26 protein-coding genes are annotated in these 24,662 nt (G+C 66.9%); 12 read left to right on the forward strand and 14 right to left on the reverse strand.

All coding sequences use genetic code 11. The features are described 5' to 3' along the window. Positions 1-334: pyridoxal-phosphate dependent enzyme (locus ACTS1X_RS01065; RefSeq protein ID WP_442612536.1), on the reverse strand; the 334-nt coding region annotated here is incomplete at its 3' end. A 112-nt stretch (positions 335-446) separates the two neighbouring features. Here ACTS1X_RS01065 and ACTS1X_RS01070 point away from each other — a divergent pair. Next, a complete protein-coding gene (locus ACTS1X_RS01070; protein ID WP_442612537.1) occupies positions 447-905 on the forward strand; it encodes an Lrp/AsnC family transcriptional regulator in 459 nt (152 codons plus the stop codon). On the opposite strand, the gene ACTS1X_RS01075 is transcribed toward ACTS1X_RS01070, so the two are convergent. The 6 genes from ACTS1X_RS01075 to ACTS1X_RS01100 form a co-directional block, all read right to left on the reverse strand. Next, positions 902-2,074: a CaiB/BaiF CoA transferase family protein gene (locus ACTS1X_RS01075; protein ID WP_442612538.1), complete on the reverse strand. Its 1,173-nt coding sequence runs from the start codon at positions 2,072-2,074 to the stop codon at positions 902-904. The two genes, ACTS1X_RS01070 and ACTS1X_RS01075, sit on opposite strands and share 4 nt — an antisense overlap. Then, positions 2,074-3,003, reverse strand: coding sequence for a hydroxymethylglutaryl-CoA lyase (locus ACTS1X_RS01080; RefSeq protein ID WP_442612539.1), 930 nt, complete (start codon positions 3,001-3,003; stop codon positions 2,074-2,076). The genes ACTS1X_RS01075 and ACTS1X_RS01080 overlap by 1 nt, the downstream gene beginning before the upstream one ends. Then, positions 3,000-3,617 (reverse strand): 3-isopropylmalate dehydratase small subunit, encoded by a 618-nt coding sequence (leuD, locus tag ACTS1X_RS01085; protein WP_442612540.1) that lies wholly within the window; start codon positions 3,615-3,617, stop codon positions 3,000-3,002. The genes ACTS1X_RS01080 and leuD overlap by 4 nt, the downstream gene beginning before the upstream one ends. Positions 3,618-3,734: 117 nt before the next feature. Further along, complete coding sequence (locus tag ACTS1X_RS01090; protein WP_442612541.1) at positions 3,735-5,219, reverse strand: 3-isopropylmalate dehydratase large subunit; 1,485 nt, start codon at positions 5,217-5,219, stop codon at positions 3,735-3,737. Next, positions 5,111-5,608 (reverse strand): DUF3598 domain-containing protein, encoded by a 498-nt coding sequence (locus ACTS1X_RS01095; protein WP_442612542.1) that lies wholly within the window; start codon positions 5,606-5,608, stop codon positions 5,111-5,113. The genes ACTS1X_RS01090 and ACTS1X_RS01095 overlap by 109 nt, the downstream gene beginning before the upstream one ends. A 2-nt stretch (positions 5,609-5,610) precedes the next feature. Beyond that, entirely contained in the window at positions 5,611-6,975 is a 1,365-nt protein-coding gene (locus ACTS1X_RS01100) for an alpha/beta fold hydrolase (protein ID WP_442612543.1), read from the reverse strand. Between the two features lie 96 nt (positions 6,976-7,071). Between ACTS1X_RS01100 and ACTS1X_RS01105 the strand changes: the two genes are divergently transcribed. The 10 genes from ACTS1X_RS01105 to ACTS1X_RS01150 all read left to right on the forward strand — a co-directional run bounded on the left by ACTS1X_RS01105 (position 7,072) and on the right by ACTS1X_RS01150 (position 16,889). Then, a complete protein-coding gene (locus ACTS1X_RS01105; RefSeq protein ID WP_442612544.1) occupies positions 7,072-7,755 on the forward strand; it encodes an isochorismatase family protein in 684 nt (227 codons plus the stop codon). Positions 7,756-7,777: 22 nt separating this feature from the next. Next, positions 7,778-8,662 carry a polysaccharide deacetylase family protein gene (locus ACTS1X_RS01110; protein WP_442612545.1) on the forward strand — a complete coding sequence of 295 codons (885 nt, stop codon included), beginning with the start codon at positions 7,778-7,780 and terminating at the stop codon, positions 8,660-8,662. Between the two features lie 138 nt (positions 8,663-8,800). After that, positions 8,801-9,724: a polysaccharide deacetylase family protein gene (locus ACTS1X_RS01115; protein ID WP_442612546.1), complete on the forward strand. Its 924-nt coding sequence runs from the start codon at positions 8,801-8,803 to the stop codon at positions 9,722-9,724. Next, positions 9,721-11,145 carry an aldehyde dehydrogenase family protein gene (locus ACTS1X_RS01120; RefSeq protein WP_442612547.1) on the forward strand — a complete coding sequence of 475 codons (1,425 nt, stop codon included), beginning with the start codon at positions 9,721-9,723 and terminating at the stop codon, positions 11,143-11,145. The genes ACTS1X_RS01115 and ACTS1X_RS01120 overlap by 4 nt, the downstream gene beginning before the upstream one ends. Next, positions 11,142-11,777 (forward strand): VOC family protein, encoded by a 636-nt coding sequence (locus tag ACTS1X_RS01125; RefSeq protein WP_442612548.1) that lies wholly within the window; start codon positions 11,142-11,144, stop codon positions 11,775-11,777. Before ACTS1X_RS01120 ends, ACTS1X_RS01125 begins: the two co-directional genes overlap by 4 nt. After that, positions 11,777-13,021, forward strand: coding sequence for a cupin domain-containing protein (locus ACTS1X_RS01130; protein WP_442612549.1), 1,245 nt, complete (start codon positions 11,777-11,779; stop codon positions 13,019-13,021). The genes ACTS1X_RS01125 and ACTS1X_RS01130 overlap by 1 nt, the downstream gene beginning before the upstream one ends. Next, entirely contained in the window at positions 13,018-14,205 is a 1,188-nt protein-coding gene (locus ACTS1X_RS01135; RefSeq protein WP_442612550.1) for a methyltransferase domain-containing protein, read from the forward strand. The genes ACTS1X_RS01130 and ACTS1X_RS01135 overlap by 4 nt, the downstream gene beginning before the upstream one ends. Then, positions 14,202-14,474 (forward strand): hypothetical protein, encoded by a 273-nt coding sequence (locus ACTS1X_RS01140; RefSeq protein WP_442612551.1) that lies wholly within the window; start codon positions 14,202-14,204, stop codon positions 14,472-14,474. Before ACTS1X_RS01135 ends, ACTS1X_RS01140 begins: the two co-directional genes overlap by 4 nt. Before the next feature lie 44 nt (positions 14,475-14,518). Next, positions 14,519-15,181: a cupin domain-containing protein gene (locus ACTS1X_RS01145; RefSeq protein WP_442612552.1), complete on the forward strand. Its 663-nt coding sequence runs from the start codon at positions 14,519-14,521 to the stop codon at positions 15,179-15,181. A 112-nt stretch (positions 15,182-15,293) separates the two neighbouring features. After that, positions 15,294-16,889: an ATP-binding protein gene (locus ACTS1X_RS01150; RefSeq protein ID WP_442612553.1), complete on the forward strand. Its 1,596-nt coding sequence runs from the start codon at positions 15,294-15,296 to the stop codon at positions 16,887-16,889. A 9-nt stretch (positions 16,890-16,898) separates the two neighbouring features. Here ACTS1X_RS01150 and ACTS1X_RS01155 read toward each other — a convergent pair whose 3' ends face one another. Then, on the reverse strand, positions 16,899-17,624 hold the full coding sequence (locus ACTS1X_RS01155) for a hypothetical protein (RefSeq protein ID WP_442612554.1): 726 nt from the start codon (positions 17,622-17,624) through the stop codon (positions 16,899-16,901). 102 nt (positions 17,625-17,726) lie between these two features. Between ACTS1X_RS01155 and ACTS1X_RS01160 the strand changes: the two genes are divergently transcribed. Continuing rightward, positions 17,727-18,419 (forward strand): hypothetical protein, encoded by a 693-nt coding sequence (locus ACTS1X_RS01160; protein ID WP_442612555.1) that lies wholly within the window; start codon positions 17,727-17,729, stop codon positions 18,417-18,419. A 135-nt stretch (positions 18,420-18,554) separates the two neighbouring features. Here ACTS1X_RS01160 and ACTS1X_RS01165 read toward each other — a convergent pair whose 3' ends face one another. The 6 genes from ACTS1X_RS01165 to ACTS1X_RS01190 all read right to left on the reverse strand — a co-directional run. Continuing rightward, a complete protein-coding gene (locus tag ACTS1X_RS01165; RefSeq protein ID WP_442612556.1) occupies positions 18,555-18,914 on the reverse strand; it encodes a hypothetical protein in 360 nt (119 codons plus the stop codon). Next, positions 18,911-20,134: a class I SAM-dependent methyltransferase gene (locus ACTS1X_RS01170; RefSeq protein WP_442612557.1), complete on the reverse strand. Its 1,224-nt coding sequence runs from the start codon at positions 20,132-20,134 to the stop codon at positions 18,911-18,913. Before ACTS1X_RS01170 ends, ACTS1X_RS01165 begins: the two co-directional genes overlap by 4 nt. A gap of 223 nt (positions 20,135-20,357) precedes the next feature. Next, entirely contained in the window at positions 20,358-21,503 is a 1,146-nt protein-coding gene (locus ACTS1X_RS01175) for a nitrilase-related carbon-nitrogen hydrolase (protein ID WP_442612558.1), read from the reverse strand. 20 nt (positions 21,504-21,523) lie between these two features. Then, positions 21,524-23,083: an FAD-binding oxidoreductase gene (locus tag ACTS1X_RS01180; RefSeq protein WP_442612559.1), complete on the reverse strand. Its 1,560-nt coding sequence runs from the start codon at positions 23,081-23,083 to the stop codon at positions 21,524-21,526. Beyond that, positions 23,083-24,372 carry an MFS transporter gene (locus ACTS1X_RS01185; RefSeq protein ID WP_442612560.1) on the reverse strand — a complete coding sequence of 430 codons (1,290 nt, stop codon included), beginning with the start codon at positions 24,370-24,372 and terminating at the stop codon, positions 23,083-23,085. Before ACTS1X_RS01185 ends, ACTS1X_RS01180 begins: the two co-directional genes overlap by 1 nt. 60 nt (positions 24,373-24,432) lie before the next feature. Continuing rightward, on the reverse strand, positions 24,433-24,662 hold a 230-nt coding region (locus ACTS1X_RS01190; protein WP_442612561.1), incomplete at its 5' end, for a DUF1838 family protein.

The following is a 24,662-nucleotide window of genomic DNA, read 5'->3' on the forward strand; positions in this document are numbered from 1 at the left end:
TGAAGATGGTAACCGGATGGCCGAGCGCCCGGCCGAGCGCGGCGAGCGCGATGCCGGCATTGCCGCTGGTCGCTTCGACGATCGGCTGGCCGGGCGCGAGGTCTCCGCGCGCTTTTGCCGCCGACAGGATGCCCTGCGCCATTCGGTCCTTGATCGATCCGGTGAGATTGAGGAATTCCGCCTTGGCATGGACCGTCGTCCGCTCGCCGCGGAAGCGCATCTGGATCGCGATCAGCGGCGTCCGCCCGACCAGCGCGCCGAGCGGCGTGCAGCAGGGCGCGGGCAATGCGGAATCGGACGCGTGGCGCTGCGCCAGGACGGTGCGTGCAAGCAATGGACTCTCCCTCTTCATCGGGAATGCTACGCCGGTGAAGACGGGAAATCATCGTCATAATTCGCGTATGAGGGCTTCCGGACAGAAAAATATTCTGTATTGATCATAGATAATGGAAAACATTGACGAAACCGATCGGCGCATCCTCGGCCTGCTGCAACGGGATGCCACGCGCTCGCTCGAGAGCATCGGCGAGACCTTGTCACTGTCGGTCAACAATGTCTGGCGGCGGGTGAAGCGGCTTGAGGCGGACGGCGTGATCGCCCGGCGGGTGGCGCTGATCGATCCCGAGGCGGTGGGTCTCAATGTCACCGTCTTCGTCGCGATCAAGACCAGCGACCATAGCGAGGAATGGCTGGAGGCCTTTGCGACCGCGGCGCGGGCATTGCCCGAAGTGGTGGAACTCTACCGCATGGCCGGCGATGTCGATTATTTCGTCAAGCTGCTGGTCCGCGATGTCGGCGATTACGACCGGGTCTATCGCAAGCTGATCGCGACCGCGCCGATGAGCGACGTCAGCGCCAGTTTCGCGATGGAACGGATCAAGTTCGATACGGCCGTCCCGCTCTAGGCGGCCGCGCCCGACCCCTTCAGCGCGGCGATCTCATCCGCCGAATAGCCGAGGCTCGCCAGCACCGCATCGCTGTGATCGCCAGGTTCGGGCAGCGTATCGGGGCCCCCGGTGCGCGCACCCCCCATGTCGATCGGGAGGACCGGCAGCTGGACGGTCCGTCCGTCGGTCAGCGTCACATCCTGCAGCCCGCCGCTCGCAACGAGGTGCGGATCGTCGAACAGTTCCTCGGGCTTGCCGATCGGGGCGAAGGGCAGGCCCGTGCCGTCCAGCTTCGCGATCAGCTCGTCCCGCGTGAAGCTTTTCATCAGGTCGCGGATCTCGGGCATGATCTCGTCGCGCGCCTCGACCCGGGCATTGTTCTCGCGCAGCTCCTCGCGCGCCCAGAGCGCGTCGAGCCCGAACAGCGCGCAGAATTTCTCCCACAGCGCATCGGTCACGACGCCGATAAAGACCGGCTCGTCTGCCGTCTCGAACACATCGTAGATCGCCCAGGCCGACACGCGCGCGGGCATCGGCGCCGCCGCCTGACCGGTCACCGCCTTTTGCGCCATATGCTGGCCGACCAGATAGACGGTCGTCTCGAACAGCGAGGCCTGCACCTTCTGGCCGCGTCCGGTGCGATGGCGCTGCTCGAGCGCCGCGAGGATCGCGATGACGCCGAACATGCCGCCGGTCACGTCGATCACGCTGGCGCCCGCGCGCAGCGGCTTGCCCGGCGGGCCGGTCATGTATGCGAGGCCGCCCATCATCTGCGCGACCTCGTCGAGCGCCGTGCGGTTCTCATAGGGGCCGGGCAGGAAGCCTTTTTCCGAGCAGTAGATGAGCTTCGGATTGGTCTCGGCCAGCGCCTCGTAACCGAGGCCGAGCTTCTCCATCGCGCCGGGCCGGTAATTCTCGATCAGGATATCGGCGCTGTCGGCGAGTTTCTTCGCCGCGTTGAGGCCTGCCGGGTCTTTCAGGTTCAGGCAGACGCTCTGCTTGTGCCGGTTGTACATCGGAAAATAGCCGCCGCCCGAGCCGAGCAGCCGCCGTGTCCGGTCGCCGCCGATCGGCTCGACGCGGATTACCTCGGCGCCGAGCTCGGCGAGGATCGCGCCGGCCGCCGGCCCCATGACCATATGGGTGAATTCGACGACGCGCAGGCCCGCCAGCGGTTGCTCGCCCATCACGCCGCCTCCCGGAAGCCGAGCGGCAGACCCGCATCGGGCGTGAAGCCATAGAGCGGTTCGCCGGGCAGCGCCTCGGCGACGATCTCGCGGACCCTGAGCAGCTTGTCGAGATCGATCCCGGTGTCATGGCCCATCGCCTCGAGCATGAAGACGAGGTCCTCGGTCACGATATTGCCCGACGCGCCGGGCGCGAAGGGGCAGCCGCCGAGCCCGCCAAGCGAGGCGTCGAAGGTCGTGATCCCCTCTTCGAGTCCGGCGACGACATTGGCGAGGCCGAGCCCGCGGGTGTTATGGAGATGCAGCGTGTTGAGCCTGTCGGCGCCGACCGCGGCCTTCACCTTGCGCACGAGCCGCCGGACCTGTTCGGGATTGGCATAGCCGGTCGTGTCGGACAGGCCGACTTCGGCGACTCCCGCCTCCATCGACGCCTCGGCGAGCCGGACGACCTGATCCTCGCTCACCGGCCCCTCCATCGTGCAGCCGAAAGCCGTCGACAGGCCGACCTCGAAATGCGGGCGTTCGCCCTCGGGCTGTTCGGCGACGAGCTCGGCGATCGCGCGGATCTCGGCGAGCATCGCCGGATGGTCCTTGCGGACATTGTTGATGCTGTGCGTTTCGGACATCGAAAAGGGGATCGACATCTTGTCGACGCCGGCGGCGATGGCGCGCTCGGCGCCTTTCAGATTGGGAATGAGCGCGACGACGTCGAGGCCTTGCAGCGTTTTCGCGAAGGCGACCAGTTCCGCGGTGTCTGCCATTTGCGGCAGCAATTTGGGTGGGACGAAACTGCCGACCTCGATCTCGGAGACGCCGGCTTCGGCCTCGGCCGCGATCCAGGCCTTTTTCGCCGCGAGCGGCATCACCCGGTCGATGCTCTGCAGCCCGTCGCGCGGGCCGACTTCGGAAATGTGGATATGGCCGGTCATGCACGGTCTCCCAGATAAATCCACGGCCGGGCCTTGCGGTCCGCCGCCTGCCATGTGGCGATGTCTTCGGAATGTTTGAGCGTCAGGTCGATCGCGTCGAGGCCTTCCAAGAGCATCGCCTTGGCCTCCTCGCCGATTTCGAACGTCCAGCTCCGCCCGTCGGCCAGCGCGATCGTCTGCGCCGGCAGGTCGATGGTGACGGGCTTGTCGGCCGCGGCGATCGATTCGACATCGGCGCGCGCCAGCGCCGCCGGCAGCACCCCGTTGCGCACGCAATTGCCCGCGAAGATCGGCGCGAAGCTCTCGGCGATGACGGTCCGGATGCCATATTCGGCAAGCGCCCAGACCGCATGTTCGCGGCTCGATCCGCAGCCGAAATTCTTGCCGCCGAGCAGGATCTGCGTATCGGCATATTCAGGCCGGTTGAGGACGAAGTCGGGATCCGGATCGCGTCCGCCGATCGTCCTATAGCGTTGCCCGGCGAACAGCCCGTCGGCCAGCCCAGTCTTCCCCGTACTCGTCATCTCGCGCGAGGGGATGATCTGGTCCGTGTCGATATTGTCGCGGAGCATCGGCGCGGGACGGGATGTGAGGGTGAGGAGCGGGTCAGGCATTGGCGGGCACCTCCTCAAAAACCGTTAGCCCTGAGCCTGTCGAAGGGCGCTTCTCCGCCGATAGACGTGCTTCGACAGGCTCAGCACTAACGGCATCTTGTGAGAGAGAGCGCCCCATCACCGCAGCTCCCGCGGATCGGCGATGGCGCCCGCGAGCGCGCTGGCCGCGACGGTTTCGGGGCTGGCGATGTGGGTTTTCACGTTCGGCCCCTGCCGGCTTTCGAAATTGCGGTTGGTGGACGAGATCACGCGCACGCCTTCTCCGAAACTTTCCCCGCCCGCATAGAAGCACATCGAACAGCCGCTTTCGCGCCATTCGAAGCCGGCGTCGGTGAAGATGCGGTCGATGCCCTCGGCTTCGGCTTCGCGTTTCACGCGGCTCGATCCCGGCACGCAGATCGCCTTCACGCCATCCGCGATGCGCTTGCCCGCGAGCAACTGCGCCGCGCGGCGCAGGTCCGACAGTCGGCTGTTCGTGCAGCTGCCGATAAAGGCCGCATCGATGGCGAGGCCCTTGAGCGGCTGGCCGGGCTCGAGCGCCATATAGGCGAGCGGCCGGGCCTCGGCGTCGTCGGGCACATGGCCGTCGATCCCGACGCTCGCTTCGGGGCTCGTGCCCCAGCTCACCATCGGCTGGATCGCCCCGGCGTCGATCGATATTTCGGCATCGAACCGCGCCCCCGGATCGCTTTTCAGGGTCCGCCAGTGCGCGAGCGCCGCGTCCCAGTCTCCGCCCTTCGGCGCGTAGCGCCGCCCTTCCAGCCAGGCGAAGGTCTTGTCGTCGGGCGCGATGAAACCGCTCATCGCCGAAAACTCGGTCGCCATGTTGCAGAGCGTCATCCGCCCTTCCATCGACAGCGCGTCCACCGCGTCGCCCGCAAACTCCACCGCATGGCCCTTGCCGCCCGCCGCGCCATGCGCCGCGATCAGCGCGAGGATCATGTCCTTGGGCGTCACGCCGGGCCGGAGCGCGCCCGCGAACGTCACCCGCATCGATTTGGGCTTTTCCAGCCGCAAGGTGCCGGTCGCCATCGCATGTTCGGCTTCGGAACTGCCGATCCCCCAGGCCAGCGCGCCGAACGCGCCTTGCGTGCAGGTATGGCTGTCCGGCGCGATCAGCGTGCAGCCGGGCAGGACGATGCCGAGCTCGGGCGATATGACATGGACGATGCCCTGATCGGGGTCGGTTACGTCGAACAGCGTGATGCCCGCCGCCCTGGCCGCGGCGCGCAGTTCGGTGATGAAGACCTGCCCGCCCGGCATCAGCGTCCGGTCGCCGCGCCCGGGGCGGGTGTCGACGATATGGTCGGCGACCGCGAAGACGCGCGCCGGATCGGCGACCGCTCGACCCGCTTCGGCCAGCGCATTGAGCGCGGCCGGGCCGGTGCGCTCGTGCAGGAAGACGCGGTCGATCGCGATCAGCTGCGCGCCGCCGGGGAGATCGGCGGCGACATGGCTGTCCCACAGCCTGTCGAAAAGGCTGGCCGGGCCGGTCAGGTCGCCGCCTCCATTTCCGCATCCACCGACCGCCAGTCCCTCGTCACGAACGTCTCCTGAATGCAGGTGCGCGTTTCCAATATCCCGTCGCGGATCCAGTGCCATGTCCGGCAGCGATCATGCCCGTCGTCCGAAAGCTGGATCATCTCGTAGAGATAGAGCGCGGGATCGCCGGTGCGCTGCCAGTAGAGCATCATCGTGCGGCCATGCTCGTCGAGATCGACGGCCGAGGCCCAGCCCTTGATCAGGTCGTTGTCCCACCAGAGACGGCCGTCGCGATAGGCCGCGGGGAAATCGCGGACCTCCGTGCGGCCGTCCGGCCAGCGATAATGATTGGTCTGGTGGTAGGGGTGCGGGCCATTGTCGGGCAGGCGGCAGATCAGGCGCGAGGCATGTTCGTCGACCTTCTCGTTGGCCGCGTCGAAATAGCTGTACGTCCCGTCCCAGACGCCTTCATGGCGAGCGAGCAACGGCATGTCTTCGCGAATTCCCATTGTCAGCTGTCCTTGTCGAGCAGGGCTTGATGATAGGCCCGGGCGGACCGCGCGCGAAGCAGGTCCCGATGCTCCGCCGCCAGCCGTTCGGGTGCGAGATCGGCCGGATCGAACGCCCGCGCATGCGCGGCATCGGCTTCGTACCAGGGTTCGAAAAAGTGGCGCGCGCGCACGACCTGCCAGGCTGTGGTCAGATAGGCGCCGAAGCGGTCGGGCGCGAGATCGGGGTAGAGCCGGGCCGGATCGCCGGACGGCGGCGCGGGGATGGCGGTGTGCTCGATCCCGAACCGGTCTTCGATTGCCGCGATCACCGCAGCCCAGCTGCCCCAGTCCTTGGGCGCCTCGCCCGTCCAATCGTCGGAAAGGCCATGGCCGGGCAGGTCGACGCGGAGTGTGTTCGGCCCCGGATCGCTTGCAAGGGCGCGGCCCGGCTCGTGCAGGAGCAATGTGTGGGCGGCGCGATCCCCGCGCCAGTGGACCAGCCCGTCGAAGCCGTCCGCTTCGATCGCGGCAAAGCCCTCGTCCTCCGCCTCGGGCAGCGCCCCCATCTGCGGATGATCGCCGGCGAGGAGATGGTCGAGGCTCGCCCGCTGATGTTCGTCCGGCGTCGCGACCTTGCGCGCCTCCCAGCCCGCGGGCATGTCGCCCAGCCGGTCGATATGCTCTTGGAGCGGATCGCCGTCATAGGCGGTGATCAGGCAGGGCGGCATCGCGGCGCCGGGCGGCGGGATATCGCGCGGGGCGCGCAACACGGCGCCGTAGCCCGCCTGATAGGCATTGCCCGCGTCGAGCATCTCGCGGACGACGGCGTCGACGCGCGCCGGGTCGGCATGCGCGACGCCGAGCCGGTGCGCTTCGTCCGTCGCGAACCAGGGGAAGAACCAGCTCTGTTCGAGAATCCGGTTCCACAGCCAGGTCAGATGTTCGCCATATTCGCTCGGATGGAAGGGCGGCAGATAGGCGTCGCCGAACAGCGCCATCTCCTGCCGGGTCCAGACCGCATAACCGCCCATCGCGACGCGGGTAAAGCGGTCGGGCTGCTGTTTGAGCGCCGTCATCAGGATGATCGCACCCGAATGAAAACCGTAGGCGGCGCATTTTTCGATGCCCAGCGCGTCGAGCAGTGCATGCACGGCCCGCGCGAAATCCTCGATGTCGGGATCGCCGGGCAGCGGCTGCGACTGGCCGAATCCCGGCGTGTCGGGCGCGATGCAGGTGAAATGCGGCGCCCATTTCTCCATCAGCGGCTCATATTCGGCCGAGCTGCGCGGCGACTGGTGGACCATCACCAGGATCGGGCCGGATCCCGCCTTGCGGTAGTGCACCATGCGCTCGCCGACGCGGATGAAGTGACGGGTGATGATCATCGCCTCCTTGTGAGCCGTCTAATTTGTCCGGACAAATTTGTCTCGACAAGTCTTTTCTTTGTCCGCACTATAGGAGCCGGGAGAAAGGGAGACGAGATGGCCGATCCGATGGGCACGAAAATGGTCAGCGACGGCAAGACGGCGCGCGAGATATTCGACGGCGTAATGGCCAATCCGGCGCGCAAGAAATTCGGCTTCGGCGAGAAGCTCGCGATCGTCAATGTCGATATCCAGCGCGCCTATACGGACATCGAGAACTTCAGGACGGCGTATGAGACGGATCCCGACCAGATCGCCCATGTGAACCGGATTTCCGCGCTCGCGCGGGGCAGGGGCATGCCGGTGATCTGGTCGCGCGTGGCGTACAAGGCCGATGCCGGCGATGCGGGTATCTGGGGGACGCGGACCGATACCGAGGACAGCCTCCAGAACATCAAATACGGTTCCGAGCGGCACGCATTCGATCCGCGCTGCGAGATCGATCCCGACGACATGACCTTCACCAAGCGCATGCCGAGCGCCTTTTTCGAAACCCCGCTCGCCAGCTATCTGGTCTGGCACAAGGTCGATACGGTGGTGGTGACGGGCGGCTCCACCTCGGGTTGCGTCCGCGCGACGGCCGTCGATTCGCTCAGCCATGGCTATCGCACGATCGTCCCGATCGAGACCTGCGCGGACAAGCATGAAAGCTATCATTTCGCCAACCTGACCGACCTCCAGCTCAAATATGCCGATGTCGAACCCGTGCAGGCGGTGATCGACTGGCTGGAGGCGCGCTGATGCCCGGTCGGGAGACCAAATAATGAAAGCGGGCGAAGCCGATCCTGGACTCTACGATTTCAAGGCCTGGCGCGGGCGCCCGAAGCTGGCCTGGCCGGGCGGCAAGACCTGCGCCGTCTGGGTAGCGCCGAACCTCGAATTTTACGAACTCGACCCGCCGGCCAATCCGCACCGCAAGAGCTGGCCCAGGCCGCATCCCGACGTGGTCGGCTACAGCCATCGCGATCATGCCAACCGCGTGTCGCACTGGCGGATGGCCGACGTCATGTCGAAGCACGGCTTTCCGGGATCGGTGAGCCTTTCGGTTGCGCTCTGCGATCACATCCCCGAAGTCGTCGAGGACGCCAATGCGCGCGGCTGGGAATTTTTCAGCCACGGCATCTACAACACGCGCTATTCCTACGGCATGGACGAGGCGCAGGAACGCGCGATCATCGAGGATTCGATCGCGACCGTGAAGCGCGCCACCGGACAGACGATCCGCGGCTGGCTCGCCCCGGCGCTGACCCATACCCCGCGGACGCTGGACCTGATCGCCGAATACGGCCTCGACTATACGTGCGACCTCTATCATGACGACCAGCCGACCGATGTGAAGGTGGCGAGCGGGCGGCTGACGGCAATCCCCTACAGCCTCGAGGTCAACGACCATTACGGCTTCTTCATCTACAACATGTCGCCGCGCGACTATGCCGACACGCTGATCCGGCAATATGAGCGGCTGGCGGCGGAGGGCGAGCAATCGGGCACGGTGATGTGCATCCCGCTGCACAGTTACCTCATCGGCCAGCCGCACCGGATCGGGCCGTTTGAGGCGGTGCTCGAGCATATCGCGGCGGACGGCCGGGCCTGGATCGCGCGGGCCGGCGAGATCGTGGATGCCTATCGGGAGCAAGCCGATGGGTAAGACGGCCTATACTGTATCGTCATTGCGAGGAGGCGAAGCCGACGCGGCAATCCAGGGCCAGATGCGCTGCGCGTGGTGCTCTGGATTGCTTCGCTACGCTCGCAATGACGTATGTCGTTTCGGCAGCGGAGTTAGAGCATGACCCTCGATCCCGCCTATCTCGACTATCCCAAGCGCAAGCGCGGCATGGATCACGACCATTATCCGTACAGCCGTTTCGACACGCGCCCGCCGGTCCAGTGGCCGGACGGCAAGGCGGTCGCGATCTGGCCGGTGATCAGCCTCGAATGGTTCCCGATCACGCCGAGCGACGATCCCTTCCGCGCGCCCGGCCATATGCAGACCGCCTATCCCGATTACCGCCATTACACGGCGCGCGAATATGGAACGCGGGTCGGGCTCTACCGGCTGCTCGACGCGTTCGAGTCGGTCGGGGCCAGGATAGCGGTCGCGACCAACAGCGCGATCGCCGAACGCTATCCGGAGACCGTCGAAGCGCTTGTGGGCGCCGGGCATGAGATCATCGCCCATTCGACCGATATGAACGGGACGATCGCCAGCGGCCTGCCCGAGGAGGAGGAACGCGCGCTGATCGCGCAGTCGCTCGACACGCTGGAGCGGGTATCGGGAACGCGGCCGCGCGGCTGGCTTTCGATCGCCCGGTCGCAGAGTTTCAATACGGCGAAGCTGCTCGTCGAGGCGGGCGTCGACTATATGTGCGACTGGGTGAATGACGAGCTGCCCTATCGCTTCGCGACCGGGGCGGGCGATATCGTCAACATCCCGCTGAACCATGAACTTTCGGACCGCCAGATCGTCAACGTCCAGCAGCAATCGGCGGACAGCTATGTCCGGCAGATGCAGGACGCCTATGGCTGGCTTGCAGGCGAGGCGGAGAGCCGCGGCGGCCGGATGCTGCCGATGCATCTGACGCCGTACATCATGGGCCTGCCCTACCGGATGGACGCGTTCGAGAGGCTGCTCCGCTGGTTGTCCGAACAGCCGGGCGCATGGTTCGCGCGCGGCGACGCGATACTCGACAGCTGGGCGGCGCAGCCATGAAGGTCCGCAACCCGCGCACCGGCGAATGCGATTACGAGATCGCGCCGCTCGACGAGAGCGCCGTCGCCGAAGCGGCGGCGCGGTTGCGCGCGGGGCAGGCGGACTGGGCCGCGCGGCCGGCCGGAGAACGGGGCGACATCCTGCTGCGCTGGGCGGCGGCCATCGAGGCGCGCGCCGACGGGATCGCCGCCGCGCTGACGCTGGATACGGGGCGCAAGGGCATCTCGCGGATCGAGGTGCTGGGCGTGGCCGGGCTGATCAAACGCTGGGCCGGGTCGGCGGCGGCCATCATCGCCGCGCATTCGCCGTCCGGCGCGCCGACCGCGCAGCCGACGATCACGACGACGACCCGGCTCGTGCCCTATCCGCTGGTCGGCGTGATCTCGCCCTGGAATTTCCCGCTGACGCTCGCGCTGATCGACGCGATACCGGCGCTGATGGCCGGCTGCGCGGTGCTGGTCAAACCGTCCGAGGTCGCGCCGCGCTTCATTCGCCCGCTGGCCGAAACAATCGCCGAGACGCCGGAGCTGGCGGAGGTGCTGGCGGTGATCGAGGGCGACGGCGCGACCGGCGCGGCGATCATCGGGCAGGTCGACTATGTCTGCTTCACCGGATCGGTGGCGACGGGGCGGAAAGTTGGCGAAAGTGCCGCGCATCACTTCATCCCGGCGAGCCTCGAGCTCGGCGGCAAGGACCCGATGATCGTGATGGCGAGCGCGGACCCGCGGAAATCCGCCGAAATCGCGCTGCGCGCCAGCATCGTCAACACCGGCCAGGCCTGCCAGTCGATCGAGCGCATCTATGTCGACCGGGCGATCGCCGAGCCGTTCATCGCGGCGCTCGTCGCCGCCGCGGAGAAAATACGCCTGAATTATCCGGATATTGACCGGGGCGATATCGGCCCGTTCATCTTCGGGAAGCAGGCCGCCATCGTCCAGGCCCAGATCGACGATGCGGTGTCCCACGGCGCAACCATCCGCACCGGCGGCGCCACGGAAAATCTCGGCGGCGGCCTCTATCTGCGGCCGACCGTCCTCACCGACGTGACGCCGGACATGGCGATCATGCGCGAGGAGAGCTTCGGCCCGGTGTTGCCCGTCACCGTCTATGATACGATCGACGAGGCGGTCGCGCTCGCCAATGCGGGGGAGTTCGGCCTGTCCGCCGCCGTGATCGCCGGCACCGCCGGGGAAGCCGAGAGCGTCGCCGCGCGGCTTAGGGCCGGCGCCGTCTCGATCAACGACGGCTCGCTGACATCGATGGTCTGGGAAGCCGAAAAATCGAGCTTCGGCCTGTCCGGGCTCGGCGCGTCGCGCATGGGGGAGAGCGGGCTGCTCCGCTTCTTCCGCCGTCAGGCGCTCATTCGCCAGGAGGGAGAGGCCGCGCCGATCGCGGCCTATGCAGAGGAGAGTTTCCGATGAAGACATGGATCCTGGGCGCGGCGCTGCTGTTCGGCGCGAACGCGGCCTGCGCGCATCAGGCGGCGGACGCGGAGCCCGCCGCATCGCCCGGCGTCGCGGCGCCCGACGAACGCGCGCCGACCGATTTCCGGCGCAGCACGCTGATCGTGCGCGACATCGACGCGTCGCTGGCGCTCTATCGCGACGTGCTGGGCTTTGCGGTCAATTACGATACCGAGGTCGAGACGTCCGGCGTCGCGCTGCCTGCGGGCGAGCCCGGCGCGCGGGCGAGGCTCGTGCTCGCCAACGCCAACGATCCCTGGATCGGCTGGATCGGCTTCATGCAGTGGCTCGAACCCGCGTTGCCCGATCCCGGCCCCTATCCGACGCGGCTCGGCATCGGCGATCATGTGATGATCATGAACACCGACGACGCCCAGGCGCGCTGCGCGGCATCGGCGGACGTGCCCGGGGTGACGATGACGGCGCCCGCGCGGCTGCAGGTCTATCCCGGCCGCGCCGGCGCGCCTCCGATCCGCGTTATCGGCTGCAACATTTTCGATCCGGACGGCAATCTGATCGAGATCAACCAGCTCCTGCGTGAGGACGAAGCGGTGCCCGCCGGCCTGCAAGCGGACGAGCCAGCCGGATAATGGCGGGATGGCCAGTTCTGCTCGCGGCCCTGTTGCAGGGCGGCGTGGTCGCGTCCGAACCGTGCGTCGACCCGGTCTATATGGTGGTCGCCGGCCCGACCCATGATCGCGAGCGGATGATGGCCTATGGCCAGGCGATCGCGGACTCGCAGATCTACGACCGGCTCGGCGGCTATTACGTCAACAGCCCGCGTGCCGTCGCGACCTTCGAGGGCGATGCGCCGCCCGGTTATACGGTGCTGATCGTCCGCTTTCCGTGCCTCGCCAATGCCCGGACATTCTGGAACAGCGACGTCTATCAGAACGAGATATTGCCGCTGCGCCGGAATCCGAGCGCCGGCGACTATTTCGTGACCGTCTATCCGGAGATTCCGCCGCGGCCCGAAATGGTCGGCAAGGTCGGGGAGGCGGACTATCTCGTGCGCTTCGAGGGCGGGGATATCCCCGAACGGCCCGTCTATGCCGATCCGCCGGGCCTCGTGCTCGGCGTCGATGCCGAAACCGCCGCGCGGGCGGAGCCGGGCGGCGGATGGCCCGCCGGCGGTGCGGTCGTGCTGCGGCGCGACGCAGCGACCGGAGAAGCCTATCGGCTCTCCTTCGACGCGGCGGCCTCGTTCCGGGTCGATCCGCCCGCGCAGCTCACCGAAATCTATGTCGAGCGCGGCGCGATGGCGCTGTCCGGCCGCCGGCTCGCCGCCGGCGACTATATGCGCATCCCGGCCGGTTCGGCGACCGGCATCACCGGCGTCGTCGAGGGCACGCGCCTGCTGCTCTTTCGCGATCCGGGTCCGGGCAGTGGCGCGGCGACGACCGTTTCCGGCGCGGAGCGTCCCTGGCGCACCGGCGATGTCGCGCGCGAGGCCGGAGCCGCCGCGCCGCTCTACATCCGCGACCTGTACGAGGATGCGGAGACGGGCGCGCGGACCTTTCTCGTGCGCCTTGCGGCGGGCGTGTCGGTGCCCTGGGAAATCCATTCCACGGCCGAGGAAGGCTATCTGCTCGACGGCGATTACCGTCTCGCCGAATGCCTGCCGAGCGGGCGGCGCGATTACGATTATATGCCGGGCGGCTATTTCTACCGGCCGGCGGGCGTTATGCATAGCGGACCGGATTCGACGACGACCACCGGCGCGACCTGGCTGATCCGCACCCCGCGCACGCTCGACGCGCTTTTCTATCCGGCCTGTCCGAGCGCGCCCGCGGCCCCGGAAACCGATCGGCAAGAGGAGGAGGAACGCCCATGACCCCGACCCTGCAGCACGCGATGAAGCCCGAGCTGACGGTGGAAGAGGCCGCGCGCGGCCGCTTCGTCTCGGGCATCCGGAGCCTGATCCTCAACGATCTCGCCGCCGACATGCGCGCCGGCTACGAGAAGCGCGCCGAACCCGCCTTCCGCCGCGAGCACGGCCGCGCGCCAGAAACGAGCCGCGAGGCGCATCTGGCGCTGTGCGGCGATCCGGCCTTCAACATCTACAGCGCGATGCGCGTCCAGGCGCAGAAGATGGTCTGGGCGAGCGTCGCCGATATCGTCGATCGCGATCTGGAGCGGATGGAGGCCGAAGCCGCGAAGGTTTCCGACGCGCCGGGCTCGCTGACCCTCGATCCGGCGCTCGACGTGCCGCGCAACGTCGATGCGATCGACGTGCACCTGATGCCGGGTTCCTATACGCGCGGCGCGGATTCGCTCGAAGCGGGGGCGGTCTACGACCAGGGTCTGGCGGTCTTCTCGATGGGGCTGATGGGCGCCAATCTCGACGATATCGGCCTGTCGATGGCGCGCTATATCCGCGGCAAATATCCGGACTTCGCGCCGCGCGACATTCTCGATACCGGCTGCACGATCGGCCACAACACGCTGCCCTGGAAACAGGCCTATCCGGACGCGCGGGTCGAGGCGATCGACGCCGCGCCGGGCGGGCTGCGCTATGCCTCGGCGCGCGCGAAGATGCAGGGACAGGAGGTGCATTTCAAACAGATGGCGGCCGATGCGCTCGCCTATCCCGACGAGAGTTTCGATCTCGTCTGGTCGTCCATGTTCCTCCACGAGCTGTCGAAGAAGACCCGCGCCAAGGCGTTCGAGGAGGCCTATCGCGTGCTCCGCCCCGGCGGTCTGATGCTGCACATGGAATTGCCGCCCAACGACCAGATGGGGGCGTTCGACGGCTTCTATCTCGACTGGGACAGCTATTACAATTCCGAGCCCTTCTACAAAGGCTATCGCGACGAAAGTCCGCCCGAGCTGTGCGCGCGTGCCGGATTTGGCGAGGATGACTATATCCAGTTCGTCGTGCCGAGCATCGGCATCTACGGCGAACAGGCGGTCGCCGATGCGATCGCGGCCGAGCAGGGCGAGGTCGTGGGACAGGAGACGACCGGTCGGCTGGCCGAGGGCGTCATGTGGTTCGGCTTCGGGGCGTGGAAATCGTGAGCGGCGCCGAAACAAGCGGCGGGCCGCCGATCAGGCCGGACGACGCGCCGGACGGCATCTACGGGCCGGACGGTCAGCCGCGTTTCTTTTCGGAACCCGGCATGGACCGGTTCGTCGCCGTCGTGATGAATCTCGCGCAGGAAATCTGGGTGCAGGAAGAAAGGCTGATGGCGCTGGAGGGCGAGGAGGCCGATGCCGAAACGCGCGACGCGAAGCTCAAGGCCTTTATCGACCGGGTGTTCGCGCCGATCCGCGAGCCCGAAGCCTAGGCCCTTGTAACCGCGAGCGGCGGGACCTCGAAAGACATACTGCCATGCGCATCAATGCCGATTTTTCGAAACGCGTCGTCGTCCGCCCCGGAGATGTCGACTGGGTCGCCTCGCCGATGCCGGGCGTCGAGCGGCGGATGCTCGACCGGGTCGGCGGGGAAGTGGCCCGGGCGACTTCGATCGTGCGCTATGCGCCGGGCTCGAAATTCGCCGAACATGTTCATGGCGGGGGCGAGGAATTCTTCGTGCTCGACGGCGTGTTCTCCGACGAAAGCGGCGATTATCCGGCCGGCACCTATGTCCGCAACCCGATCGGCACGCGCCATGCGCCGCACAGCGCGGACGGCTGCACGATCTTCGTCAAGCTGCATCAGTTCGACGGGAAGGACGCCGCGCATTTCGCGATCGACACGCGCGAGGCGGATTTCCGGCCCGGCCCGGCCGAGGGGCTGAGCGTCCTGCCGCTCCATGCATTCGGTCCCGAGTCGGTCGCGCTCGTCCGTTGGGAGCCGGGGACGGAAAGCACCGCCTGCCGGTACCCGGGCGGCGCGGAAATCCTCGTCCTCGACGGTGTGTTCCAGGACGAGCATGGCGACTATCCGCCCGGCAGCTGGATCCGCCAGCCGCATTTCTCCGGGCATCGGCCATTCTCCGAACGGGGCTGCCTGGTCTATCTGAAAAGCGGACATCTGCCGCCCGATGCCTGACCGCGCCGCTGCCGGGCGGAAGCGGCGCACTGTGGACGGGTGGATGGCTATCCCGACGCTCTAAGTATATGAGCGGCATGGGAGTTGTTGCTTTCTCGGGGGGACCGCGTCCATGAATTACGGCAGCTTTTTCTACGAATATACGCCGCACGGCTATTGCATCCTCTGGCAACCGGAACTGGTCTGGACCCATGTCATTTCCGATGCGCTGATCGCGATCTCCTATTTTTCGATACCGATCGCCATCCTCTATTTCATCCACCGGCGCCCCGATATCCGGTTCGGCTGGATCGCGACGCTGTTCGCCGCCTTCATCCTCGCCTGCGGCGCGACGCATGTGATGGGCATCTGGACGCTGTGGAACGGCGACTACGGGATCCAGGCGCTGATGAAGGCCTTCACGGCGCTCGTCTCGGTCGCGACCGCCATCGCCCTCTGGCCGCTCGTGCCCAAGGCGCTTGCGGTGCCGTCGGCGGCGCAGCTGCAAAGCGCCAATCAAGAGCTTTCGGCGCTGGTCGCCGAACGCGATGCCGCGCTCGTCCGGCTGCAGAGCGAAATCGAGGAACGGACGAAGGCCGAAGAGGCACTGCTGCAGGCGCAGAAGATCGAATCGATCGGCCGGCTGACCGGCGGCATCGCGCACGATTTCAACAATCTGCTGCAGGCGGCGTCGGGCAATATCGAGCTGATGCGGGCACGGGGCGACGACGAACGCGTCGGCCGCTGGACCGAGAATGCGGCGGCGGCGATCGAGCGCGGCAAGCGGCTGACATCGCAGCTGCTCGCCTTCTCGCGGACGCAGAAGATCGAGCTCGAGTCGCTCTCGGCGAGCGCCGTCGTCGACGAGGTCGCCGAGATGATCCGCCGCACGATCGGCCCGCAGACCGAACTGTCGATCAGCCCGCTGCCCGAAGATGCCGGTGTTCTGGCGGACCGGACGCAGCTCGAAATGGCGATCCTCAACCTCGCGATCAACGCGCGCGACGCGATGCCCGAGGGCGGCCGGCTGCGGATCGCGGTGCGCCAGGCGCGGCGTCTGAAGCCGGAATATGACCTTCCTCCCGGCGACTATGTCGACATCGCCGTGTCGGACACCGGGACCGGGATCGACCCGGCGATCGTATCGCGGATATTCGAACCCTTCTTCACGACCAAGGACACCGGGCAGGGGACGGGCCTCGGCCTGTCGATGGTGTTCGGCATGGCGCGCCAGTCGGGCGGAACCGCTTTCGTGGAATCGAGCGACGAAAACGGAACGACGATCACGATCCGGCTGCGCCGGTCGGGCGCGGGGGATGCCGCCGCCGATCTCGACGCGGAGCGCGGCGCGGGGCCCGCCCGGCTTCCGCGGCTCGAGGTTCTGCTGGTCGACGACGAGGACGATGTCCGCGGCACGGTCGCCGACATGCTTTCCCATCTCGGCTGCAGGGTCGTCCAGGCGGCGGACGGCGAGGCGGCGGTGACGGAAATGCTCAGCCGCCCGTTCGATATCGCGCTGCTCGATTTCGCGATGCCCGGCCGCTCGGGCGCGCGCGTCGCCGAAATGCTGCGGGTGGTCCGCAACGATCTGCCGATCGTCTTCATCAGCGGCTATGCCGATACCGACGCGCTCGAACAGGCGGTCGGCGGCGACTATCACCTGCTGCACAAGCCGTTCACCGACCACGAACTCGCCGCGGCGATCCGCGCCGCGATCGCCGCCGGATAGGCCGTCCGGCTAGAAGCGGTCCAGTTCGACGAGCTCGTAGCGGTTCATCATATAGCCGTCGATGCTGCCCTTCACGAGCAGCGAATCGGCGTCGGCGGTGATCCACATGTCGAAATCGGGGTGCCGGGTGCCGCCCATGCCGGGGCCGTCGTCATAATAGCGGTAATGGCGGCAGGCGAAGGTGCCGGCGGCGACCGTTACCTCTTCCTCGCCGACATATTCCATCCCGATATTGACCTCCGAGATCAGCGGCGGCGTCGCGCCGCGATGGTCGGGCGAGGGCACGAAAACGCGGATCATCCGCTTGTGCGGACCCTTGGCGAGATCCATGCACTGGGTGAGGAAACCGTCGCCGACCACCGGGTGCGTGCCGAAGCCGTCGATCGCGCCGCCCATCGGCATGCGCTGCGAGAGCCGCCCGATCGACGGGCCGAAGCTCTCGCACTCGATGACCTGCTTGTCCCAGTCCGCGTGCAGCCAGCCCGATCCGAGGAACGCGTCGCCCAGCGTGAGGTGAACGTGCAGGTCGCGCGGCCGCCGCTCGGCGTCGAGATGGTAGATGATGTCGCGCAGCACGGTCGGCTCGGGCTCCTCGATCTCGCAGCGCGCGCGCATGACCGTCGATCCGTCGCCATGATGGGTGAAGGCGAACCATTCGCGTCCCCGCTCCCGGCCTTCCCATTCGGGCTTGACCGACGTGTAACTGATCTTTCCGCTGACGGTGCGATGCTGCATGGGACTCCCCTATCTTATCGAATATGACCATGCCCGCGCATTTAGGGCTTGCCAAGTGAAATTTGTCCGGACAAATTACGGCCAAAGAAGAGGAGGGGCGCCATGGAATTTCTGACCGCCAACGAGCTGAGCATCCTGCGCTGGGTGCATATCATCGCCATGGTCTACTGGCTGGGCGGCGAATGGGGCGTGTTCCAGACCAGCTATCACGTCACCAATCCCGCGCTCTCGCTCGAGGAGCGCCGGCGGCACATGGAAACCGCCTACCGCATCGACATCCTGGCGCGCACGGGCATCGTCCTGCTGCTCCCGCTGGGCCTCCATATGGGCAAGCTCTACGGCTTCGTGCCGATCCTCGACGGCGCCGGCATCTGGTGGATGTGGCTGTTCTTCGCGGTCTGGCTGGCGATGACCTGGACGGCCTTCATCAAGCGCGAGACCGATATCGGCATCAGGGTGACCCGGGCCGAGGAATTGCTGCGCTACCCGCTGATCGCCGCGCTGTTCGTGATCGCCTTCATGGCCTGGGGCGGCACCGGCCCGGTCGAGACGGGGCCGGGCAATCTCTGGTATCCGGCGAAGATCGGGCTTTATGCCTTCGCGCTGATCATCGGGCTGTTCCTGCGGCTCGTCATGCGCCGCTGGACGGTGCGCTTCCGCAAGCTCGCCGAAGGGCCTGACGCCGCCGAGGAGGCCGCGCTCGCGCGCGAGATCGGCCAGGCGCGGATTTCGGCCTATATCTACTGGATCACGATTGCGGGGGTCTGCTTCCTCGGAGCGGTGAAACCGTTCTAGGCGTTTCGCCGGCTTGAGCCGTCATTGCGAGCGCAGCGAAGCAATCCGGGGCGGCAGGCGCTGGCCGGCGGCTCCGGATTGCCGCGTCGCTTCGCGCCTCGCAATGACGAATGCCGGAACTCGTCCGACCGACGCCTAGCCCTCGCGCAACTCGTCGACGACGTCCTGCACCGGCGGCTCGAATTCCTCGAGCGCCTGCACCGCCTGGTGCGGTCCGCGCATGACCCGGGCGATATATTCGCGGATCATCTCGCCGCGCTCCTGCCCGGCCGCGCGGTCGGGCTGATAGCGTTCGATATCGGCGCGGCTGATCGTGCCCTTGGCGTCCAGCAGCCGCTCGACCGTGTCGAGCCGCTCGCGCAGCACCGATACCTCGCCGATCACCGCCATCAGCATCGAGAGCATCTTCTCTTCCTCGGGATCGCCGAGAAAGTCGGGCCGCTTGCCCTTGGCCTTGAGATTGGCCCGAGTCATCCAGTCCAGTTCTTCGGTCATTCGGCGGCCTCCTGAGCGGCTTCGGCATTCTTCCACGCGCCATAGGCGTTCCACACCGCGGCGCGGCCATGGTCTTCGGTCTCGCCGGTCGGCGCTTCGGGGAAGATATCGGTGTCGACGACCGCGCGGACGCCGACCGTGAACAGCTCGTCCGGCGCGAAGCCGGCCTTCACCATCTCCTCCTTGAGGTCGAGCGCGTGCATGGCGGACCAGAAGGGCTCGTTGTTGTTGAACGCGTCCCAGTCGCGGATGAACTGCTCGTAGAGCGGCATGTCGTCCGAATATTGCGGCTGTTCGACATGCAGCATCAATCCGCCATCGGCGAGCACGCGATAGCCCTCGGCGATGATCTTCGGCAGCGCCTTGCCGGAAAGCTCGTGCAGGAACATCGTCGTCTGCACCCAGTCGAAATGGCCGTCCTCCCAGCGCGAAAGGTCTTCGGCATTGGCCTGGACGAACCGGATATTGGTCGCGCCGAGCGCCTGGGCGCGGGCATGGCCGTAGCGCAGCGACGCCGCCGCCGTGTCGATCGCGATGAATTCGGCGTCCGGGAAGGCGAGCGCGAGCGGCACGACATTGTGGCCGATCGTGCTGCCGATATCGAGCACGCGCCGGGGCTGCCAGCCGGGCCGCTCCTTGCGGACCCATTCGACGAGCGCCTGCCCGCCGCCATCGTTGAGCGCGCCGAGCGCGCCGCCCGTGGTCGCGAACAGGCCGCAATCGTAATTGGCGCCCGCCGACACGTGGCCCGGCCGTTCTTCGCCATGATAGCTGCCCGGCATGCAGTGGATGTCGACCGCGGCCTGATAGCGCGGCACCGCGATCGCCGGATCGAGTTCGAGCGTATCCTTGCCGTCGTTGAATGCCCGCGCCCTGGCGTCGAGCGCGTCGAGCTGGCGCAGCACCATCGCCCGGCCGTTCTGCTGGCGCATCTCCATCGAATTGCGTTTCAGCGCCGACCAGAAGCGGTGGAACGGGTCTTCGTTCATCGCATGGCGGATCTCGAACCGGTCCCTGGGTTCGCGGCCATGCTCCTTGACGAAGGCGGGCAGCACGCGCCGGTCATAGGCGAGCTTGTTGCCCGGGCCGAGCGTGCCGGCGAGAAACTTGTTCAAATTGGCGAGAAAGTCGAACCGCGCCGCCTCGTCATGGCGGGGTTCGGGAAACATCTCGTGCCGCGATACGGCGGTATAGGGCGGGGCAACGTCGATCTTGCTCATCTATCCTCTCCGAAACTGTCCTCGATACTATAATTAGTCCGGACAAATTTCCAGACCATGATCTGGATCAAGAAATATCGTCGATACAGTGATCGCTTCTGCCTCGAACGTCATTGCGAGGAGGCCCGAACCTGTTGCGGGACGACGCGGCAATCCAGAGCAGTTGACGATGTCGCTCGCGGCTCTGGATTGCTTCGCTGCGCTCGCAATGACGAGCAGTATCTCAAATCAGCCCTTCGCGCACCATCCGGTCGATCACCTCTTCCTGCGCGCGGCGGAAATAGTCGCGGTCCGGCACCCGCGGCGTATCGCCGTCCATCATCCCGTCGGCCGCGTGGATTTCCGTCCCGGCATAGACCGGCGCAAACAGTTCCAGCCGTTGGCGGGCGAGGAAATTGGTCATGCTCGGCGTCCGCCGGCCCGCGCGCAGCGCGTCGATATCGACCGTCGCGAAGGCGGTGAAGGTTTCGCCCGTGTTCGATTCGGCGACGACGCGGCCCTTCCAGTCGACGACCTGCGAATTGCCGTCGGCCGAGGCGAGCGGCAACGCCGCGCCCTCGATGCCCGCCGTGTTGGCGGAGACGACATAGGCCATATTCTCGAACGCGCGCGCCTGCTTCGCGATGTCCTTGGGCGTGTCGAGCGGCGAGCCGATCTCCGACGAGCTGTGGACGAAGACTTCCGCGCCGCGCAGCGCATGGGCGCGGGCGATCTCCGGATAGAGGATCTCTTCCGAGGCGATCGCGGCGAGATTGCCGATCGCGGTGCGCGCGACGGGGAACACGCCGTCGATGCCGTAGATATCGAGATAGCGCGACCAGACGTCGTGCGGCGTCGGCGCGAACATCGAATTGAGGCGGCGATAGCGCAGCACGACCTCGCCCGAGGGCGCGATGACGAAGCTCGTCTGGAAATAGAAATCGGGGAAATGCGCGTCCGTCTCATAGGCGTTGCCCGCGAGAAACAGGTTCAGCCGTTCGGCGACGCCGCCCAGCGCCTCATATTCGGGCCCGTCGATCTCGAGCGCCGCCTTGTCGGCGAAATCGGGGATCGAGATGCGGCCCGGATAGCTGGTCAGCAGATATTCGGGCAGCACGGCAAGGCGCACCGGATGGCCGCCATATTGGGCGATGAAGCCGGCGGCCGAGCGCAGCTTGGTCTCGACCTCGCCGATCATCGCCATCATCTGGGCGCGCGCGGCCGCGCGGTCCGGCGTCGCCTCGACCGAGCGGGCGGCGAGCTGGAGCGCCAGGGCGGAATAGAGCGGGGTTTCAGGCATGGATTCTTCCTGCGCCATCAGGACCGCGTTCGGCAAGGGCAGCATGCTCGCGAGCATCGCCGCCATGATCTGCCGTCGGTCCATATACATGATCGATCATCCCAACCCTGTCATTCCAGCCCGAGGGCCCCGGGGTTCATCCGGCCGTCCGGGTCGACGGCCCGCTTCATCGCCTCGAGCAGTTTCCAGGCCGCGGGGTCGCTGCGCTCGGCCAGCGGATAGGTGCGGCCGATCTGGAAATGGACGCCCTCCATCTCGCCGAAGACATCGATGACGCCGGCGCGCAATTCGCCGACCAGCGCGCGCGCTTCGGCATTGGCCGGAAAGCCCTTGAGCTTGGCGAGATGGTCGGGTTCGAGCGAGCGGCGGTGCAGCTCCTCCATCCGGTCGGGCCAGTAGAAGACCGGCTCGATCAGGAAACCGGCGCGGCCGACCGTCATGATCAGGTAGCCGGCGCCGACGCCCAGCCGCTCCATCTCCGCGCCGCGGCTTTCGAACAGCGCCGTGATCGCGTCGATCGTCGCGCGCGCGCGCGAATGGCGGACGACGCCATGGACGGGCACCCAGCGTTCGCCGTCCGGCCCGACCATCGAATTGACGGGCGGGAAGGGGTTGGCGCGCATCACCTTGGGGATCGTGTTCTCGACCCTGGTCCCGCCGGCCTCGGCCACGATCGCCTCGATCCGGCGCATATCGGCGTCGACGGCGCCCTGGTGCCGGCCCTCGCAGATCAGGTGCGCGGAGAAGGTCGCGTCGTCGAGGAAGGAGCGGCCCGCGGCGACGACCTTGGCGCCTTCCTTCAGGCCCTTCCAAAAGCCGCCCTGGCTCTTCATCATGCCGACCAGCTGTCTCGCGTCCTTGGTCAGGCTGTCGCGCTTCATCCGCTGGGCCTGGAGGAAGGGGTCGAAGCCGAAACATTCGCTCGCCAGCCCCTCGCGCGCCACCTGGCTCATCGCCGCGGTGATCTGCGCCGGCGTGTCGAAGGCGAAGGAGCCGTAGGCGAAGGCGGTCGCCTCGCGGATCAGCGGCAGGGTGATCTTGGCCTTCACGCCGAAGCTGCCCGCATCGGCCGCGAACAGACCGGTGAGATCGGGGCCGAAGGGGCGGAGGAAATCGGTGCCGGTCTTCACGACCGAGCCGTCGGCGAGCACGACCTCCATCGAGATTGCGCTCGGCGCGATGGTCCCGTTGGCCGCGCCCCAGAACAGGCCGTTCTGGCTCATCCCGCCGCCGATATTGGCCTTGATGCCCGACAGCGTGCCCCAGACCGGGGTGCGCAGCCCGCGCGGATGGAGGGTCTCGTAGAGCGCGTGCCAGGTGCAGCCGGCCTCGACCGTGACCGTCATGTCGGTCTCGTCGATCTCGAGAATGCGGTCCATCCCGCCCATGTCGATGATCAGCGCGCCGGCGTCGGGCGCGACATAGCCGGACGTATAGCTCATGCCCCCGCCGCGCGGGACGATCGCGACGCCGCTATCGGCGACGGCTGCGAGGCCGCGGGCGAGCATGTCGGTATCGGCGGGGCGGAACACGGCGAGCGGCTGCGGCCCGAGCGAATAGACGTCCTGCGCGTAGAAGGCGCATTCTCCGGCATCGGTGACGACCGCGCCCGGGCCGACCGCATCGGTCAGCCGCGTGAGGCAATCGTCGGGTTCCGGGGCGGTGGCCATCAGGCCGTCTCCAGCGCCGGCCGGGACGGTCCGTCGCCCTCGGTCTCGGGGAAGGTCTCGGGATAGCGGCCGAGGAACAGCAGCAATCCGCCGCCGATGACATAGGCGAAGATCGCCGCCGTCAGGATCGGGTCATAGCTGCCCATAGTGTCGCGCACCGATGCGTAGAGCACCGGAGAGATGGCCGAAGCCAGGCCGAAGGGCATGTAGAGCATGCCGTAGATCTTGCCGTAATGGAGCATCCCGAAATAGCGGCTGGCGAGATAGGCGATCAGGTCGCTCTCCGCGCCCGCGGCGAAGCCGAGCAGGAAGCCGCCGAACGCCGCGAGCATGAAATTGCTGTCCGTGCCGAGCAGCAGATAGCTGGAGATCGCCGGCAGGCAGAGCAGCGGGAAGGCGACATAGCCGGCCCAGAACTTGTCGAGCAGCAGGCCGGTGATGATCCGGCCCGACAGGATGCCGAGCCCGAGAATCCCCATCACCCGGGCGGCGACGTCGGACGGGATGTCGTGATCGGCGAGGATCGGCACCATGTTGATGAAGGCGCCGCCGAAGGCGAGCGCGATGATCAGGATCGAGAACCAGATCAGCCAGAAGCGATAGTCGCGCAGCGCTTGGCCCAAGGTCGCGCCGGTCAGCTTGCCGCCATTGCTTGTGATCGCCTGGGGCCGCTCCTCGGGGCGCGGTTCGCGGAACAGGAAGAAGCCGATCGGCAGCGCGATCAGCAGCGGGAAACCGGCGACGATGACGAACATCGCGCGCCAGCCATATTCGCGGATCGCCCATTCGGCGACCTGCGGCACGATGATCGCCGCGATGCTGGTGCCGAGCAGCAAGATGCCGAGCGCGAGCCCCTTGCGCTTGAAAAACCACATGTTGATCGCGCGGCTCCAGGTGACCGGGGTCGAACCGATGCCGATCAGGCCGACAAACACCCAGAGCGCGTAGTAAATGTACAGCGTGGAGGCGGCCTGGCTCGTCGGCGTGAGACCGATGGCCGCGAAGGACAGGCCGAACGCGACGAGCGACCAGAGCGCGACCCGCCGCACGCCATACTGATCGGCCAACCAGCCGAAGGCCGGGGCGAGCAGCGAGGCGATCACCCCGAAGATCGTGATCGGGATCAGGATCTGGGTGCGCGTCCAGCCGAATTCGGCCGACAGCGGCGCGACCGTGAACCCGATGACGTTGAACGGGATGGGCGAGGCGCCGAACGCCACGCCCAGCACCCCGGCGAACAGGACCGTCCAGCCGAGACGGAATTCGCTGCGTTCGGTGGCTGAATTCATCGTCTCTCCTCGCGGGCGGCAGACACCCGCTTACGCTGGAACGGTTCCCGGTGTCTCGCCTTACTCGCTATGGCCGCCCGCTGGCGCGCTTTCGCCCTCGGCCGCGCGCCGCGCGTCGATCATCTCGCGGAACACGGTCCAGGTCGTCTCGTTGGGCCGTGCATCGTCGCCCGGAGGCGGCGCGGTGTATTCGGGATAGTTGGCCGCGATCTCGTTGCGCAGCACTTCGGGCAGCTCGTCATAGCCGCCGCGCAGCTTCGCGCCGACCGCGTTGAAGATCATCTGCCCGT

This window comes from Parasphingopyxis sp. (assembly GCF_052168275.1).
Taxonomy (GTDB): Bacteria; Pseudomonadota; Alphaproteobacteria; order Sphingomonadales; family Sphingomonadaceae; genus Parasphingopyxis.